Below are 16,576 nucleotides of genomic sequence, written 5' to 3'. Positions count from 1 at the left end.
TATCAAGGAGGAAATACAACATGATCAAAGCATTATCTGTTTTAGGTATTACAAGTTTATTAGGAGGCGGTGCGGTCATTTATGCACTTAATCAGCCTTTAAATAATGACACATCATCGAATGATACACAAGGGTGTCAAACACATGTGTATGAAATGCATAACGATGATTATCAAAACTGGACAGGAGAATCTCTTTTAAATGATGAAAGTGATGTTTGGCAATGTCCTTATGGGAATGAAGCCTGCATTGGGAGTGAAAATTGCGGTGAAACTTGCTATAATGATAAAAGCGGATGTCATCAAAACAGAACAGAACAAAACAACAATCGTTCAATGCATCATCAGCGACATCACAGATAATTACTTTTAGGAGACCGTTATGAAAACAGAAGCAGAAATAAAAGTTGCAATAGAGACTTATGGAGATATGATTCGACGCATCTGTTTTCTTCATTTAAAACAATACGCTGATGTAGAGGATATATTTCAAAACGTATTTTTTAAATATGCGACTAAAAGAGAAGCCTTCGATTCAGCTGAACATGAAAAGGCATGGCTGATACGTGTAACGATCAATGCCTGTCATGACTTTTTAGGATCCTGGTTTAAAAAGAAAGCCGTCTTAACGGAAGATTTCAGTCAGTTTCAAATTGATCCCCATTCAGATCAAGGACATCTTTTAGACATTGTTATGACGCTTTCTCCTAAATATCGGGATATTATCTATCTGTATTACTATGAAGGTTATAAGATCGTTGAGATTGCTGCATTGTTAAAGAAGAATGAAAATACGATACATACACGTCTGCGACGGGCAAAACAGGAATTGAAAGAGAAACTGGGAGGCGATTATTTTGACTAAGGGACCTTTGAAAGCAATGTCTAAGATAAAAGCAGAAGAGGCATTGAAGGAAAAAACATGGCAAAACATAAAACGCCGTTCTTCTTTACAGCACCCCGTTTTAAAATGGGGTAGTCTGGCTTGTGTGGCTGTATGTATCATGATGGCTATCACGTTTTTTCACCCTGCGCAGGCAGAGGCATATAGCTATATCACCCTCGATATTAATCCAAGTTTAGAGTTAATCTTGGATCAACATGATGGTGTTATGTTAGTAAAAGCCTATAACAGGGAGGCTCAGGAAACGTTATCCTCAGTTGACTTGGTAGGACTGCATTATCAACAAGCACTGACGAAGCTGATGGAGACAGAGGGGTATCAGCAGTATTTTAAGCAAGAATCATTATTACAGATCAGCATCTATTCAAAAGACGAAGAACGTTCCTTTGAAATTGAACAAAATCTTTGTGATTACTTAAACAACACTAAAATGAAAAATCGCTATAACTGTCATTGCATCGATGAAGTAACACATCAAGAAGCTTCGTCACACCATATGTCCGGTGGTAAATATGAAATGATTAAGAAAATTATGAATTTGGATTCTGCATATTCAATAGAAGAACTGCAAGATTTATCGATGGCACAGCTGCGGGATATTTATAACACATTATCCGATGAACCTTTGTCATCTAAGGAACATCATCAACGACACAGAAATCATTAAAGTACTGAAAAGTACTTTTTTGCTGTCGAAGAAAAAACATAATTCTTCCATAAAACGTGGTATACTGTTAGTGTTAGGTTTGACAGTAAGGGATCGCTAGCGTAAAATATAAAATAGATGAAAAGTCTAAAGGAGGGCAAACATGAAAAAAATAATTATCACTTCGGAGAGTGGTTGTGATTTAACAAAGGAACAGTTAAATCAATATGGGATTCGGATTATTCCTTTTGGATTAAATTTTCCTGATCGTACTGTACAGGATGGACAAATCCCCGTACAGGAGATCTATGAGTTCTATAAAAAAACTAAGCAAATACCTAAAACAAATGCGGTAGGACCATATCAGTATACAGAATTTTTTGAGAATATCGCTAAGGAAAATCCGGATTGCGAGATCGTACATGTTGGTTATTCGTCAGCTTGCTCATCCACTTTTCAAAATGCTTGTTTAGGGGTCAGAGATTGTGTGAATGCGAAAGTACATTTAGTCGATTCAAAGAATGTTTCCGGGGGATTAGGAAATTTGGTACTCAGAGCGGCACGTATGGTGGAAGCAAATCCAGATCAGACAGTAGAAGAACTGGTGGAGAAGATTAAGAATTATGTCACAAGAACAAAAACGGCATTTGTACCGGATAAATTAGATTTCCTTTCGGCTGGCGGACGTGTCAGCAATGCGGCCGCATTAGGTGCAAGTATCTTCAGAATTAAACCGCAGATCGATATTATCAACGGTGAATTGATTGCCGGTAAAAAATATCTGGGGATGATGAAAAAAGTAGCAAAGGAATTTATTCAAGATTTCTTAGGCAAGGAAGAATTCGATAAAGAAACAGCATTTGCCTTCTATTCTGTAGGGGTTCAAATGGATGTCTTAGGAAATATGGTCGAAGCTTTAAAGGCTTATGGCTTTAAAGAAGTAATTGTCTTAGAGTTGGGATGTGTTATGACTACACATGGCGGAAAAGGGGCTATTGGAGTTTCAGCAACACGTAAAAACTAGAATAAAATGATCAGCATCAGCTGATCTTTTTTTAGACTAAAAATCAGATGGATAAACTGTACAATCTATTATTAAAGGACTGCCGTCAACAGCAGTCCTTTAATGAGGGATAGTAAGCAGGTTTAATTATGGTGTTTTAAGACGAGACCTAACATCAATTATTGAACCATACCATGTTTAAAATAATGAAACCAACCATCGATTTGTTCATCCGTATACATTTTAAGCACCCTAAAAATAGTATCAGCAAACTCAACAGCCGCTGTCTCATTAGCAGTAATAATGTTTTGATCCGTTACCACTTGAGCGGATATATAGACATTCTCTCCATGATAGAGAGGTTCTTTTTGGAAGAGCTCCAGTTCGTCACCGGTATGTTTGACTTCATCTAAAAAACCATATCTGCCTAAAAATAAAGTGGCACTGCAGATTGCAGCTACAGGGATGTTTGCATCAATAACCATTTTCACAAAGGTTGCTATATCGTCAGTTGATTCTTCATTCCAGCCCAAACCACCGGGTAAAATAATCATCGCTAAATTATTTAAATCGTGATAATCGTTCAGTGTATAATCGATTGTTGCTTTCAGTCCTCCCATAGATACTTTTGGTTCATGATCCACAGCTATCGTTTTGACTACGTATTGATCCATTAGATTGATGCTGGCAATAGCGTAGGCAGCTTCCCAGTCTGCCCATTGATTTGTTAGCAACAATAATACTTCTTTTTGTTGTAGGGGTGTTGTTTCTTCCATAAAATGATTCTCCTTAAATAGCTTGCTGCTTCTATGATAGCATGAATAGTTTTTATTTAATAGGCTCTTTTTATTTTCAGTGATTTGTATACATTTATATTTTTTAACCGCACCAAAGATGAATAGTTTAAAATTAATGTTGCAATAGAGCATGTTTGGTCATAAGCAAGCTATTTTACATATGTTTGGCAAAGGGAGAAGTCGATTGTATAATGATGGAATAGGTATAAAACAAGTAAATAAATAATACGTTTTTTACTGAGTGATTCATGAGTGGGACTTGTTGTTTGGCTAAATTTACAGTATAATTATTATAATAAGGGTGCATAAAAAAGGAGTAAATTATGAAAGATATCGAAGAATTAGAATTATTGATTTTATTTAAGAAATGCAATAAAGCTTTACATAAATGTCACCAGCAGAACGATCCTAAAGGCAGTTTTCGAGGTAAAGGGCAGCTTCTTTCGGTTTTATCTAAACAAGATGGGATATCTCAAACGGAGCTTGCGAATCATATGGATATTGCCAGAGCATCAATGAGTGAATTATTGATGAAAGTGGAAAAAGCAGGATTAGTTAAACGAAAGCCGGATTCTAATGATAAGCGTATCATTCGAGTTTACTTAACGCAGTTAGGTAAAGATAAAGCCATCGAGAACAGTGCTTTTACCAGTCGTTTAGCCACAAAAGCATTTGAAGTGTATACGCAGGAAGAAATGAATCAATTAGCGCCTCTGCTTTCTAAATTTATCGAACAGCTTAACAGTTTCGTAGAAGAAGAAAGCAAGAAAGAAGAAGGGGAATAATGCGCTGCGTGGCAGTTAACGAAAAGATAACATAAACATAAAACAATATTAAGAATATTTTTGATATAATTTAGGAGAAAAAGGATGAAAGTAGCAGTCATAGATATTGGGTCAAATACCGTAAGATTAATTGTGTATACCATGCATGATAAAACATTTAAACAGTTAGTTTCCAAAAAAATCATGCTGGGGTTAGCCAGCTGTATTGAAAATAAGACACTCACAAGCGAAGGAATTACAAAATTAACCGATGCTTTGTCTCAATTGAAGCATTTTTGTACGATGTTTTATGTCGAACATGCTTATTATTTTGCAACGGCATCATTAAGAAATGTCAGCAATAAAAAAGAAGTGCTTCAGCATGTAAAGCATCAATTGGAAATTGAGATTGAACTTTTAAGTCAGGATCAGGAAGGATTATATGATTTTTACGGTTCAAGACTATCAATGAATGTGAATTCCGGCTGGCTGATTGATATCGGCGGCGGAAGCAGTGAGATTGTCGGGTATGAAAAGGATCGTATTTTTTATAATGCCTCAATGCCGGTAGGTTCATTGAATCTTTATACTGACTATGTGGACTATCTTTTTCCAAAAAAAGCAGAAGTAAAAAATATTAAAACTAGGATCAAAAAAGAATTGAATGCCTTGCCTGATAAACCTAAAAATCATAAAATGACAACTGCCATTGGAGTAGGGGGTTCGATTCGGGCTTTGCTGCTTTTAATCCGTAAAGAAGTAAAAGTGAAGGACTTAAATGCATTTAATAAGAAAGATGTAGAAATGATGCTGGATTTAATATTAGATGATATGGAAAGCAGTGCCCATAAGATATTGCGGATCAAACCGGATCGAATCCATACGATTGTTCCGGGAATGCTGATTCTATTGCAAATAATGAATACGTATGGGATTGAGCGCATTTTGATTTCTCATACAGGATTAAGGGAAGGCTATTTGATGAATCGTTATCAAATGACAGGGGATGAGTATTATGAATGAAGATTATGACTATAGTTATAGCCAGGACCGTGAATTATCCTGGCTTAAATTTAATCAGCGAGTACTGGATTTAGCCCATCATAATGAGGTGCCGTTATTAGAAAAATGCAAGTTCGTGGCTATTTTCTCCAGTAACTTAGATGAGTTTTTCAGGGTGCGTGTCGGCAGCATCAATGATATGTTGGAGATGAATCCGCAGCATCAGGATGTACGCAGTCATCTGACTCCGCGTCAGCAGCTGACAAAGATTCACGAAACAGCACGTACATTGTGTGCCTACAAAGATCAGACTGTGCATTCTTTGGAAAAAGAACTGGCGTATTATGATATTACACATGAGCGTATTTCTGATCTAAATAAGCATGACCGCACGTTTATCAGTGACTATTTTAAACATCAGATTTCTCCGATTCTTTCACCTATGGTGATGAATAAAGTACATCCCTTTCCTCATTTGGAAAACGGAAGTCTCTATATTGTGGCATCTTTAAAGGAAGAATTGGAAGATTATTTCGGTTTAGTTCAGCTTCCTTCTGCCTGCAGACGTTTGATTTTGCTGCCGGGAAATACTGTCCGCTATGTTTTGGCGGAAGAAGTCCTGCTTCATTTTGCAGATAAGATATTTAAGAACTATGTCGTTAAAAACAGCGGCATTATCTCTGTTACACGCAGTGCCGATTTAATCATTGATGAAGAAATTGAGGATTACTATGAAGATTACCGTCAGATGATGAAACAGCTGTTGAAGAAACGCCGAGGACTGCATGCGGTGCGCTTAGAATCACAGGGACTATTGGACGAGAAAGTAAAAAAATACTTGCTGAAGCATACAGATTTAACGGAAGAGTGCTATTATATGAGTCAATCCCCGATCAATATGAAATACTTGTTTGATCTTTTGAAAGCCATTCCTGAAAAAAGCAAGATGACACTAAGCTATCCGCCGTTTTCCCCTTATCCCGCACAGGATTTTGATATGGAAACGTCCATTACCCGACAGGTTTTAAAAGAAGATAAGCTATTAAGCTTTCCTTATGAATCGATGACTCCTTTTATACGTTTATTAAAGGAGTGTGCCAATGATAAAGAAACCATTTCGATTAAAATCACGATCTATCGCTTAGCTAAAGAAGCCAAGATTGTAAAATATTTATGTGAAGCCGCTGAAAACGGAAAAGATGTCGTTGTCTTGATGGAATTAAGAGCACGTTTTGATGAAGAAAATAACATTCTCTTTTCTAAGGTGTTAGAAGAAGCCGACTGTCAGATTCTCTATGGCTTTGAAGATTATAAAGTGCATTCTAAAATCTGTCTGATTACTCGTAAAACCCACAAAGGAATTCAGTATATTACCCAGATTGGAACCGGAAACTACAATGAATCGACTTCCAGACTTTATACAGATTTAAGTTTAATGACCTACCATCAAGGAATTGGTGAAGATGCCAGCCGTTTCTTTAAAAATATGGCTATCTCTAATCTGGATGGGGACTATCAGCATCTATTGGTTGCGCCTAATTCTCTAAAGTCATCACTGATTGATAAAATTAAAGGTGAGGCAGAAAAAGGCAGCAGCGGCAATATCTTTATGAAAATGAATTCATTGACGGATCGTCAGATTATTGATGCTTTGGCTGCTGCAAGCCAAGCCGGGACTACTGTTTATTTGTTGATTCGCGGGATCTGTTGTTTAGTGCCAGGAGTGAACGGGAAAACAGAAAACATTACGGTTAAAAGCATCGTAGGACAATTCTTAGAGCATTCTCGAATTTACGCTTTCGGTAAGGGACATGATGCTCAAGTCTACATTTCCTCAGCCGATATGATGACAAGAAATACAACGAAGCGTGTAGAAATTGCTGTGCCAATATATGATCAGCGTATTAAAAAGCGCATCTTAGAGATGATTGATATTATGTGTCAGGATAATATCAATGGAAAGCTCTTAGTTGGGCAGGAGTATATTTCAATTAAAGATCAGGGAGAACCGATGAATTCTCATCAATATTTCATTGAACAGGCAAAAGAAAACAGCCTTATTCCAAAACAAGGATCATGGCTGCAGCGATGGCTGAAGAAGCTTAAAGCTTGAAAAGAAGATTGAGACGATAGATCAAAGTATCTAACACCCAAATAAAAAAGATTTCCACTAAAGAGTTGACACTCCCCAACCATACAAAAAGAGTGAAGCAGCCCGTAATTAAAAATAAATACACCGGCAAAATCTGCTGATAGATTTCAAGTTGTGTCTTGGCAAGGTGCCATAGAAAGACATTGAGCAGAATCATAAACAGAATGCTGCCGCCAAAGGATATCCAAACATGTATCGTTGAAATGAGGATATCCTTTTTATTATAGGGAACTAATACCGCAAGCGGGATCAATAATAAAGAAAAGATCATCAAAGAAGCCACCTTTTGTCCATAGAATCCGGTGGCTTTAAACAGACAGGAAAACTGTGTATAAAAATTATAAGCAATGAGTCCGGCTAATATAAAAACAAGAAAGCGATAGGGCAGCTGGTTGGCAATATAGGTCAGGTTTTGATGAAGCATTGAGGATAGTGAACAGACAGCAACGATGAAAATCGGAATAATGACATTATTTAAGATATTGAATTTTTTCATGGACTCACCTCGTTTAATCATCATAACAAACTTATTTTTGCTTTTCAATATGAGAATAGATAGTTCTAGGAATGGAATACTAGTAATTGAAAGTTTATGACAAAATAAGTTCATCTTGTGATTAAGAATATTTTCCAGTATAATAAGTAAGTCATTTGTTATATTTGACAGAAAATTGAAAGAAAGAGGGAAATTATGTTAGAAAAGATTTTTAAGTTGAAAGCTAAAAATACAACCGTGAAAACAGAAATCATTGCGGGGATCACAACCTTTTTAGCGATGGCTTATATTCTTGGAGTCAATCCGTCTATTTTAGGTGAAGCAGGGATGGATAAGCATTCAGTGTTTATTGCGACAGCTTTATCTGCCGGGATTGCCTCTATCATTATGGGAGTGGTAGCCAATTATCCGGTCGCTTTAGCACCGGGAATGGGAGTAAATGCGTTATTTACATATACCGTTTGTTTGACATTGGGATATAGCTGGCAAGCTGCCTTAGCTGCTGTCTTTGTTTCCGGGCTGATCTTTATTTTGATTTCAGTAACAGGAATTCGTAAAATGATCATCAATTCGATTCCATCGCAGTTAAAGCTGGCGATTGGAGCCGGGATTGGGTTCTTTATTGCTTTTGTCGGTTTGAAAAATGCAGGTATTATCGTTGCCAGCAGTTCAACTGCAGTCGCTTTAGGAAATTTAAAAGATCCGGCAGTATTACTGGCGATTGCCGGGATTTTGATCACCCTTGTTTTATTGATAAAAAAAGTACCTGCCGCAGTATTTATCGGGATGATCATTACAGCGATCATTGGGATTATTCTTCATTTAGCCGGAGGCTTTGCAGGGATGCCGACATTACCGGATAAGGTCATTGAATTTAATTTCAGTATCCATACTTTAGGTGCCTTTATGGATGGCTTTGGAGAATTGTTTGCAGAACCATTGAGTGCCTGCATGGTTATCTTCTCATTCTTATTTGTTGATTTCTTTGATACAGCCGGAACATTGGTAGCTGTTGCAAACCGTATCGGTCTGGTAAATGAAAAAGGACAATTAGAAAATGTTGAAAGAGCTTTAGTAGCCGATGCAGTCGGAACGGTAGCCGGAGCAGCTTTAGGGACATCCACTGTCACTTCTTTTGTTGAATCGACTTCTGGTGTAGAAGTAGGCGGAAGAACCGGACTTACTGCTTGTACAACCGGGATCATGTTCTTTATTTCGATGATTTTTTCACCATTAATTTTAGCTACAGTGACATCTGCCGTGACGACACCGGCATTAGTTGTTGTAGGAATCTTAATGGCACAGCAGTTAAAAGGGATTGACTGGGATGATTTAGTATTTGCCAGCTGTGGATTTGTAACGATCATTACCATGATCTTAACTTATTCAATTGCTAACGGAATCGCTTTTGGTTTCTTTGCTTATGTGATTGCAATGTTGGCTTCAGGTAAAGCGAAAGAAATCAGTCCGATTATCCTTGGCTTGATTATTGTCTTTATTTTATATTTTGCAATCTAAAAAGAGGCGCTAAGCCTCTTTTGTTTTTTCTATTAAAGTATCTAAACTCTGAGAACCAAATAAAATATCCTGATCATTAAAAATAACTGCAGGCACAGACATCAGACGATATTTCTTTTTAAATTCAGAGAATAGACTGATATCATAAACATCAACTTTAATTTTTGGATTTACCAGTGCCATTTTTTCTATATTGCCGACGATATCGGGGCAAAAATGGCAAGCAAGTGTAACTCCGACTTTAATGTGAACATCATGATTAATTTTCATGATGTTTTCTTTTTGCGCTTCTTCTAAAGGTACTTGATGAGTAGAAATGTAATACATCGTTAAAATAAACGGATTAAATTCATGACCGGCAGGAATCCCATGCCAAGAAATTGGGTGATCCTTAAATTTGACCACAGGCATTTCAGATCGTGATTCATATCGTTTTTCTATCATCACCTTATTACTAAGATCCGCAATATTATCCATGTAATCTTCTAATTCCTTAGATTTATCACTGTCATCAAGATATAGCTCCAGCGTAACTGCATCTTTAAATTTAGTAAAGACGGCTTGCAGCTGTTTCGCTAAATCCTGATTGATTAAATCAGACTGGTTTTTAGATTCTTTCTTTTTTTGTGTTTTAGGTTCAATCACATTATATTGAGGATACTCCTCTTTTAATTTAGCTAGATAATGTTCACAGTTTGTTGCTGCAATAGCCCCATCACTGACTGCTGTAACAATTTGGCGAAGTTCTTTAATGCGTAAATCTCCGGCGGCATAGACTCCTTCGACGTTTGTTTCAAGCTGTTCATTAGTTTTAACGTAGCCATGAGCGTCTAGCTCTATTTTACCGGTAAATAATGTGGTTGCAGGAAGATAGCCGGCAAAAATAAACAAACCAAATGCATCATTGTTTTTTGGTGTATAGACGGTTTTTTCTTTTGTCTGATTATCGACATAGGTTAAGGTATGAACAAAATCATCGCCTTCAACACTTACTACTTCACTGTTGAAATGAACGGTAATCTTAGGATGCGCACGAACTTTGTCACCAATCGTTTTGGCACAGGTGAAATCTTCTTCACGAACAATCATCGTGACACTTTTACCAAAGCGCGTTAAGTACATGGCTTCTTCACAGGCGGCAAAGCCACCGCCAACCACGAAAATATCTAAATCTGTAAAGAACTGACCGTCACACGTTGCACAATAAGCGATGCCGCGACCGGTGAATTCTTCTTCTCCGGGGAAGTTCAGCTTTCTTGGCATTGCTCCTGTAGCAATAATCAAAGAGAGTGCCTGATACGTTTTATCGGTTGTCTTGATCTCTTTGATTTGACTATTTAACACTACATCAATAATTTCTTCATGAATAATCTCACAGTTGAAATTGATTGCCTGTTGTTTCATGGAAGCAATCAGATCCGGACCATTCGTTGAAATAATACCCGGATAATTGACAACTTCATTGGTATTTAAAATTTGTCCGCCAGGAGCATTCTTATCAATGATCAATGTTTTTAGTTTAGCTCTGCCGGCATAAATTCCGGCACTCAAACCGGCACTTCCGGCACCTAAAATAATCAGATCATAGATTTCTTGATTCATTAGATCTTACCTACTAAATCCAGTGAGGGAATCAAGGTATCTTCGCCTGGTTTCCATTTCGCCGGACAAACCTCGTTTCCATGCTTTGCAACGAATTGAGCAGCAGCGACTTTACGCACTAATTCTTCTGCGTTGCGGCCAATTCCCATATCATGCACTTCATAGGCTTTGACTTTTCCATGTGGATCAATAATGAAAGTCCCACGTAATGCCTGAAAAGTGTCTTTTACTAAAATACCGAAGAAATCCGCTAATTTTCCGGTTGGATCTGCCAGCATCGGATATTTGATTTTTCCGATCGTCTCGGAAGTATCTGCCCATGCTTTATGTACGAAATGACTGTCACAAGAAACAGAATAAACTTCACAATCCATTGATTTTAATTCTTCGTAGTAATCCTGTAAATCTGCCAGTTCAGTCGGACATACAAAAGTAAAATCAGCTGGATAAAAGAAAAAGATTGCCCATTTTCCTTTTAAATCTTTATGGGTTACTTCTTCAAACTTTCCATCGTGATACGCTTCTACTTTAAACTCTAATAATTCTTTATCAATTAAATTTTCCATAAAAAAACCTCCTTACATAGTTATTATGCTATGCAATGAGGGGCTTATACTTAGATTTCTTTGATTAAATGGTGTTTCCTTAGTCCATGATAAATTCCGTCTTCTTCAATTGGCTTAGTGATATCTTTTGCTATGGCTTTTAATTCGTCGACAGCATTTCCCATGGCGATCGGCAGATTAACAGTATTAAACATTTCCGTATCATTGGGTCCATCGCCAAAAGCGATCGTATTCGTGATACTTTGATCTAAATAGTCAGCTAAGATACGAATTGCTTTTCCTTTAGATGAGGTTTTCAGACTCAGATCAGTCGACAACTGACCGGGATGTACCTGAACATCAAAATCATCTTGAAAATACACCCTGGCAGCTTCTAAGATTTGTTTGGTTGGACAAATCATCATCGCCATTTGAACCTTTAATGTTTCTGCATTCGAGATCGGATATAAACGAGCTAGCGGCATCTGCCATTTTTCCGCAAATCGGATGCAGATCGGATCATTTATTCTATTCGTATATATTTTTTGATCCTCTTCCAAAAAGTAAATAATCTCATTGTCTTTAGCGAATGTCTCCAGTTTTTTTATTTGTGCCAATGAAATCGTATTTTTATAGATCACTTGATCATGGTAATGAATACTGGCGCCATTGCAGCTGATATATCCATCAAAGGGATAGTCCTGAATTTCTTGTGGCATAAAGCAAAGACAACGGCCGCTGGCAATGAAAATCTGATGACCAGCTTTTTTTAAAGCTTCTAAACTATAGTGTGTTTTTTCACTCATTTTGACTAAATTAGTATGGCAGTCAATCAGTGTTCCATCAATATCAAAAAAAATTAATTTCTTTTCCATAATTTCCTCCCGCTAAGCATCATAGCAGATCTTTGTATTTTTCTAAATTCAATTAACTTTAAATTAACCTAAATAACTTACTTTTAAAAATTAAAAACCGTCATGAGAAATTGTTTACATAGAGTTAACGCAGGCTGTCTTTGGATTTAATATGACTTTGCTATAATGGGGGCGTCTTCAAAAGAGACGAAACATAACTACAGGGGGGAAATATGTCAGAGATCATATTAAAAAATGTTAGAAAGGATTATGACAATAAAAGTACAGTCATTGAAAATCTGGATCTAACCATTGCATCAGGCAGTTTTACGGTATTGGTAGGACCGTCAGGATGCGGTAAATCGACGACACTTCGCATGATTGCCGGACTCGAAGATATTTCATCGGGAGAACTCTATATTGATGGGAAAAAGATGAATGACGTTGATCCGGGAGACCGTGATATTGCCATGGTATTTCAAAACTATGCTCTTTATCCAACCATGAGCGTCAAAGGGAATATTGAATTTGGTTTGATCAATGCTAAGATTCCTAAAGAGGAAAGAGAACAGCTGATTGAAGAAATTATTGATATTGTTGGATTAAGAGAATACCTGGACAAAAAGCCGTCACAATTATCCGGGGGACAAAGACAGCGTGTAGCATTAGCTAGAGCAATGGTTAAAAAGCCGAAAGTCTTTTTGATGGATGAGCCGCTAAGCAACCTAGATGCAAAATTAAGAAATCAAATGCGTTCAGAATTGATTGAACTGCATCACAAATTAAATGCGACATTCGTTTATGTAACGCATGATCAGGTGGAGGCATTATCGATGGCGACCGATATTGTCTTAATGGAAAAAGGAAAGATCCGTCAGCATGGATCACCGCATGATATTTATACCTATCCAAAGAATGTGTTTACCGCACAGTTTATCGGAACCCCGGAAATGAATATCATCGAACGTCAGAAGTTTGAAGCGATCGCAGAACTGCCAAAACAAATTGCGTATATCGGATTTAGACCATCTAAAGTAAAAATGTATGAACCGACACATGATCAAAAGGAAAGGCTGATCTTCACCGGTACCGTTTTAACAAAGGAAATGTTAGGTTCAGAAATCATTTATCGTGTGCAAACGAATATGGGAGTCGTGGCAGTTAAAATGTTTAGTGATGTCAACTTGAATTTGGACGATGAAATCAAATTATCGCTTTCTTATTCTAGTATTCACTGTTTTGATGAAAATAAAAATAGAATGGATACCATTCATTCATGAAAAACGAATTCTTAAAAAAAGCGAAACCCTATCTTTTTATTGCACCGGCTCTTATTATCTTCTTAGTTTTTTCGATCTATCCGATCGCAAGTATGATCCAGCTCAGCTTTTTTGAGTGGGACTTTATATCTCCGACAAAACTATTTGTTGGTTTTCAAAATTACATCACTTTATTTCAAGACAGTGACTTTTATCAGACCCTTTCCAATACGTTTGTCTATATGATCTTAACGGTTGGCCTAGGTATCCTATTTGGTGTGCTGCTGGCACTATTCTTAAATAAGAAATCGAAAGTAAACAGCTTTATGCAAAGCATTATTTTTTCACCTTATATCGTTTCACTGGCTTCTATTTCATTTTTATGGATGTGGCTGATGAATACAGATTTTGGTTTAATTAATTATATTTTATCCATTTTCAAAATTGGACCGATCGATTGGCTGGGAAGTCCTAAAATAGCTTTGTTTTCACTGGTAATCATTTCTGTATGGAAAACCGTGGGATACAATACCATCATTATTTTATCGGCTTTGCAAAGTATTCCTAAACATCTTTATGAGGCAGCATCTTTGGATAAAGCCAATCGCCGTCAGACTTTCTTGAAAATTACTTTTCCGATGATCTCACCAACCTTATTCTTCTTAACTATCGTCAATATCATCGCTTCATTTAAAGTGTTTGATACCATTCAGATCATCACTCAAGGAGGACCGCAGAACAGTACCAATACTTTGGTTTATTCTTTGTATGAATATGGCTTTAAGTTCTATAAGATTGGCTACGCTTCTACAATTGGCGTTGTTCTGCTTGTGATTATCAGCATCTTCACGATCATTTATTTCAAATTATTATCTAAGAAAGTGCATTATCAATAGGGGGGACAGATCATGAAAATAGTAAAAAAAACACCACGTATATTTATTACGGTCGTTCTCTTTCTGATCTTCTTCTTTCCCTTTTATTGGATGTTTACGACATCTGTCAAAACCTTGGGAGAAACCGTCAGAATACCACCGACGATGTGGCCGGAGATCTTTCAATGGGAGAATTTTAAACGGGCATTTGAAGCGATTCCGTTCATGCAGTATCTGGGAAACAGTGTCATTGTTACATTAAGTGTCTTGATCCTGCAGATGTGTACCATTGTTCCGGCGGCATATGCTTTTGCCAGATATAAGTTTAAAGGGGATAAGATTTTGTTTGGATTAATCATGATTACAATGATGATTCCTGCTCAGCTTGTCTTCCTGCCTTTATTTGTCATGTTTTCAAAACTAGGCTGGATCAATACGTATCAAAGTTTGATTTTGCCGTTTGCTTCTAGTGCCTTTGGAATCTTCATGCTGCGCCAGACCTTTAAGCAGGTGCCTAAAGAATTGATTGAAGCGGCTAAACTGGACAAGGCAAGTGAATTTAAGATCATTCGCAAAATCATGCTGCCGTTAGCTAGGCCAACGCTGACAACTTTAGGACTCTTGACGTTCATCAATACTTGGAACGATTATTTCTGGCCTTTAGTTTTAACGACCAAAGACACCGTAAGAACATTGCCGGTTGGAATTGCTTCTTTAAGAAATATTGAAAGCGGCGTTAATTTCCATGTCTTAATGGCAGGAAATGTAATGCTGGTTATTCCAATCCTAATTGCTTTCTTACTGGCACAAAAACAAATTATCAAAGCATTCACCTATATGGGAGATAAATAACAGGAGAAAAAAATGAGAAAAACAAAACTGAATAAGCTTTTAAAAGTTACTTTAGCGTCACTGATGACTGTTGCCTTATTTGGCTGTTCAACCAATAAAGAAAATAATGGAGGAGCCAGCGAGGTAACGGAATTAACATTCTGGTATTCATGGCAGGATAAAGTTGCCGAAAACAATTTAGAACTCACTCAAAAATTTAATGATACGATTGGAAAAGAAAACAATATTCATATTACAGCAGAGTATCAGGGAACTTATGATGACCTGCATGCGAAATTACAGAGTGCCTTTGTAGCCAATGAACAGCCTGCCATTTCGGTCATGGAAATCGGCAGTATCAAGACATTTGCAGCAGCCGGTATGTTAGAACCATTGGACTCTTATATCTCTGATGAAAAAGAAGCTAACTTCTTATCGGGGTTAATGGAAAACTCTTATGTTGATTCAAAACTATACGGAGTTCCTTATTTAAGAAGTACACCGATCTTCTATTATAATAAAACTCTATTCGATCAGGCTGGAATCAGTGAAGCCCCTAAAAATTGGGAGGAGCTGGCAAGTGTTTCTAAACAATTAGAATCTTTGGGCGTAAAAGGGTTTGGATTCCTGAACGATGTTTGGCATTTTGAAGCATTGACAAAGGGGAATGGCGGAAATACTGTCAGTGCAGATGAAACTACTGCAGTTTTCAATCAGCCGGAAGCCTTAGAAGCAGTCAGCTTTTTAAAAGACGGACTTGCTAACAGTAATTTTAAATATTACAGCGGAAATAATGCCAGCGATACGTTAAGCACAGAACAGATGAATCAGAAAGTAGCGATGTGGCTTGGATCAACTGGAAGTTTAAACAATACCCTGGATATCGCCAATCAAAATGGCTATGAAATCGGAACAGCTTTCATTCCTTGCGGTAAAGAATACAGTGTGCCTACTGGTGGCTGCAATATTGTCATGACTTCAAAGTTAAGTGATAAGCAAAAAGAAGCCGCTGCAATGTTCATTAACTTCATGACTGATCAGGAACAAGTGGTCTATTCTCATAAGAAAACAGGATACTTGCCAACAACTCAAACAGCAATTGACAGTGATGAAATCAAAGCATTATATGAACAGACACCGCAGTTTAAAGTAGCTTTAGATCAGCTGCAGTATGGAAGCGGACGTCCAATGAACAAAGGTTATGTTGAAGCAGCGAAAGTCTATACGACAGCTTTAGATAAAATATTTACGACCAATGAAGATCCTAAAGCAGCCTTAGACACCGCTGCGGACAGTGCAACCAAGATCTTACAGGAAAATAAATAACGG

17 protein-coding genes are annotated in these 16,576 nt (G+C 37.2%); 12 read left to right on the top strand and 5 right to left on the bottom strand.

What is annotated here, in order from left to right:
* Nucleotides 1-20 precede the first annotated feature (20 nt).
* The 4 genes from ACLRVU_RS03015 (at nt 21) to ACLRVU_RS03000 (ending at nt 2,573) form a co-directional block, all read left to right on the top strand.
* Nucleotides 21-362 carry a hypothetical protein gene (locus ACLRVU_RS03015; protein WP_412890636.1) on the top strand — a complete coding sequence of 114 codons (342 nt, stop codon included), beginning with the start codon at nt 21-23 and terminating at the stop codon, nt 360-362.
* A 19-nt stretch (nt 363-381) separates the two neighbouring features.
* Entirely contained in the window at nt 382-864 is a 483-nt protein-coding gene (locus ACLRVU_RS03010) for a sigma-70 family RNA polymerase sigma factor (protein WP_412890635.1), read from the top strand.
* Nucleotides 857-1,570 carry a hypothetical protein gene (locus ACLRVU_RS03005; RefSeq protein ID WP_412890634.1) on the top strand — a complete coding sequence of 238 codons (714 nt, stop codon included), beginning with the start codon at nt 857-859 and terminating at the stop codon, nt 1,568-1,570. The genes ACLRVU_RS03010 and ACLRVU_RS03005 overlap by 8 nt, the downstream gene beginning before the upstream one ends.
* Before the next feature lie 142 nt (nt 1,571-1,712).
* Nucleotides 1,713-2,573, top strand: a complete 861-nt coding sequence (locus tag ACLRVU_RS03000) for a DegV family protein (RefSeq protein WP_412890633.1) — start codon at nt 1,713-1,715, stop codon at nt 2,571-2,573.
* Nucleotides 2,574-2,731: 158 nt separating this feature from the next.
* Here the strand turns inward: ACLRVU_RS03000 and ACLRVU_RS02995 are convergent, their stop codons facing one another.
* Entirely contained in the window at nt 2,732-3,328 is a 597-nt protein-coding gene (locus tag ACLRVU_RS02995) for a DJ-1/PfpI family protein (RefSeq protein ID WP_412890632.1), read from the bottom strand.
* A gap of 344 nt (nt 3,329-3,672) precedes the next feature.
* Between ACLRVU_RS02995 and ACLRVU_RS02990 the strand changes: the two genes are divergently transcribed.
* From ACLRVU_RS02990 to ppk1, 3 genes are all read left to right on the top strand, one after another.
* The gene (locus ACLRVU_RS02990) at nt 3,673-4,134 is read left to right on the top strand and encodes a MarR family winged helix-turn-helix transcriptional regulator (protein WP_412890631.1); all 462 of its coding nucleotides are present in this window, start codon (nt 3,673-3,675) and stop codon (nt 4,132-4,134) included.
* 84 nt (nt 4,135-4,218) lie between these two features.
* On the top strand, nt 4,219-5,136 hold the full coding sequence (locus tag ACLRVU_RS02985; protein WP_412890630.1) for a hypothetical protein: 918 nt from the start codon (nt 4,219-4,221) through the stop codon (nt 5,134-5,136).
* Nucleotides 5,129-7,228, top strand: coding sequence for a polyphosphate kinase 1 (gene ppk1, locus ACLRVU_RS02980; protein ID WP_412890629.1), 2,100 nt, complete (start codon nt 5,129-5,131; stop codon nt 7,226-7,228). Before ACLRVU_RS02985 ends, ppk1 begins: the two co-directional genes overlap by 8 nt.
* Here the strand turns inward: ppk1 and ACLRVU_RS02975 are convergent.
* The gene (locus ACLRVU_RS02975; protein WP_412890628.1) at nt 7,218-7,763 is read right to left on the bottom strand and encodes a hypothetical protein; all 546 of its coding nucleotides are present in this window, start codon (nt 7,761-7,763) and stop codon (nt 7,218-7,220) included. The genes ppk1 and ACLRVU_RS02975 overlap by 11 nt on opposite strands.
* A gap of 195 nt (nt 7,764-7,958) precedes the next feature.
* Between ACLRVU_RS02975 and ACLRVU_RS02970 the strand changes: the two genes are divergently transcribed.
* A complete protein-coding gene (locus ACLRVU_RS02970) occupies nt 7,959-9,281 on the top strand; it encodes an NCS2 family permease (protein WP_412890627.1) in 1,323 nt (440 codons plus the stop codon).
* 9 nt (nt 9,282-9,290) lie between these two features.
* On the opposite strand, the gene ACLRVU_RS02965 is transcribed toward ACLRVU_RS02970, so the two are convergent.
* From ACLRVU_RS02965 to ACLRVU_RS02955, 3 genes are read right to left on the bottom strand one after another with little or no spacing between them, the layout of a single operon-like run.
* Complete coding sequence (locus ACLRVU_RS02965) at nt 9,291-10,883, bottom strand: FAD-dependent oxidoreductase (protein WP_412890626.1); 1,593 nt, start codon at nt 10,881-10,883, stop codon at nt 9,291-9,293.
* The gene (gene ahpC, locus ACLRVU_RS02960; protein ID WP_412890625.1) at nt 10,883-11,449 is read right to left on the bottom strand and encodes an alkyl hydroperoxide reductase subunit C; all 567 of its coding nucleotides are present in this window, start codon (nt 11,447-11,449) and stop codon (nt 10,883-10,885) included. The genes ACLRVU_RS02965 and ahpC overlap by 1 nt, the downstream gene beginning before the upstream one ends.
* A 50-nt stretch (nt 11,450-11,499) precedes the next feature.
* Nucleotides 11,500-12,303 (bottom strand): Cof-type HAD-IIB family hydrolase, encoded by an 804-nt coding sequence (locus ACLRVU_RS02955; protein ID WP_412890624.1) that lies wholly within the window; start codon nt 12,301-12,303, stop codon nt 11,500-11,502.
* Nucleotides 12,304-12,515: 212 nt separating this feature from the next.
* Between ACLRVU_RS02955 and ACLRVU_RS02950 the strand changes: the two genes are divergently transcribed.
* Genes ACLRVU_RS02950 through ACLRVU_RS02935 form a run of 4 tightly spaced genes read left to right on the top strand, consistent with a single transcriptional unit; the run spans nt 12,516 to nt 16,573 of the window.
* Nucleotides 12,516-13,562, top strand: a complete 1,047-nt coding sequence (locus tag ACLRVU_RS02950) for an ABC transporter ATP-binding protein (protein WP_412890623.1) — start codon at nt 12,516-12,518, stop codon at nt 13,560-13,562.
* Nucleotides 13,559-14,437, top strand: a complete 879-nt coding sequence (locus ACLRVU_RS02945) for a carbohydrate ABC transporter permease (protein ID WP_412890622.1) — start codon at nt 13,559-13,561, stop codon at nt 14,435-14,437. The genes ACLRVU_RS02950 and ACLRVU_RS02945 overlap by 4 nt, the downstream gene beginning before the upstream one ends.
* A gap of 12 nt (nt 14,438-14,449) precedes the next feature.
* Nucleotides 14,450-15,268, top strand: a complete 819-nt coding sequence (locus tag ACLRVU_RS02940) for a carbohydrate ABC transporter permease (protein ID WP_412890621.1) — start codon at nt 14,450-14,452, stop codon at nt 15,266-15,268.
* A gap of 12 nt (nt 15,269-15,280) precedes the next feature.
* On the top strand, nt 15,281-16,573 hold the full coding sequence (locus ACLRVU_RS02935) for an ABC transporter substrate-binding protein (protein WP_412890620.1): 1,293 nt from the start codon (nt 15,281-15,283) through the stop codon (nt 16,571-16,573).
* Nucleotides 16,574-16,576 lie beyond the last annotated feature (3 nt).

Origin of the sequence: Beduini sp. (genome assembly GCF_047239305.1) — a bacterium.
Lineage (GTDB): Bacteria > Bacillota_I > Bacilli_A > Erysipelotrichales > Coprobacillaceae > Beduini.
The sequence above is the reverse complement of the archived record's forward strand: the minus strand, read 5'-3'. Positions and strand labels throughout refer to the sequence as shown.

Bases quoted from the DNA above. Each gene is read 5' to 3' on its own strand.
- ACLRVU_RS03010 (WP_412890635.1), top strand. From the start codon at position 382: ATGAAAACAGAAGCAGAAATAAAAGTTGCAATAGAGACTTATGGAGAT.
- ACLRVU_RS02990 (WP_412890631.1), top strand. From the start codon at position 3,673: ATGAAAGATATCGAAGAATTAGAATTATTGATTTTATTTAAGAAATGC.
- ACLRVU_RS02950 (WP_412890623.1), top strand. From the start codon at position 12,516: ATGTCAGAGATCATATTAAAAAATGTTAGAAAGGATTATGACAATAAA.
- ACLRVU_RS02940 (WP_412890621.1), top strand. From the start codon at position 14,450: ATGAAAATAGTAAAAAAAACACCACGTATATTTATTACGGTCGTTCTC.
- ACLRVU_RS02955 (WP_412890624.1), bottom strand. From the start codon at position 12,303: ATGGAAAAGAAATTAATTTTTTTTGATATTGATGGAACACTGATTGAC.
- ACLRVU_RS02985 (WP_412890630.1), top strand. From the start codon at position 4,219: ATGAAAGTAGCAGTCATAGATATTGGGTCAAATACCGTAAGATTAATT.
- ACLRVU_RS02965 (WP_412890626.1), bottom strand. From the start codon at position 10,883: ATGAATCAAGAAATCTATGATCTGATTATTTTAGGTGCCGGAAGTGCC.
- ACLRVU_RS02995 (WP_412890632.1), bottom strand. From the start codon at position 3,328: ATGGAAGAAACAACACCCCTACAACAAAAAGAAGTATTATTGTTGCTA.
- ACLRVU_RS03015 (WP_412890636.1), top strand. From the start codon at position 21: ATGATCAAAGCATTATCTGTTTTAGGTATTACAAGTTTATTAGGAGGC.
- ACLRVU_RS03000 (WP_412890633.1), top strand. From the start codon at position 1,713: ATGAAAAAAATAATTATCACTTCGGAGAGTGGTTGTGATTTAACAAAG.
- ahpC (WP_412890625.1), bottom strand. From the start codon at position 11,449: ATGGAAAATTTAATTGATAAAGAATTATTAGAGTTTAAAGTAGAAGCG.
- ppk1 (WP_412890629.1), top strand. From the start codon at position 5,129: ATGAATGAAGATTATGACTATAGTTATAGCCAGGACCGTGAATTATCC.
- ACLRVU_RS02970 (WP_412890627.1), top strand. From the start codon at position 7,959: ATGTTAGAAAAGATTTTTAAGTTGAAAGCTAAAAATACAACCGTGAAA.
- ACLRVU_RS02945 (WP_412890622.1), top strand. From the start codon at position 13,559: ATGAAAAACGAATTCTTAAAAAAAGCGAAACCCTATCTTTTTATTGCA.
- ACLRVU_RS02975 (WP_412890628.1), bottom strand. From the start codon at position 7,763: ATGAAAAAATTCAATATCTTAAATAATGTCATTATTCCGATTTTCATC.
- ACLRVU_RS02935 (WP_412890620.1), top strand. From the start codon at position 15,281: ATGAGAAAAACAAAACTGAATAAGCTTTTAAAAGTTACTTTAGCGTCA.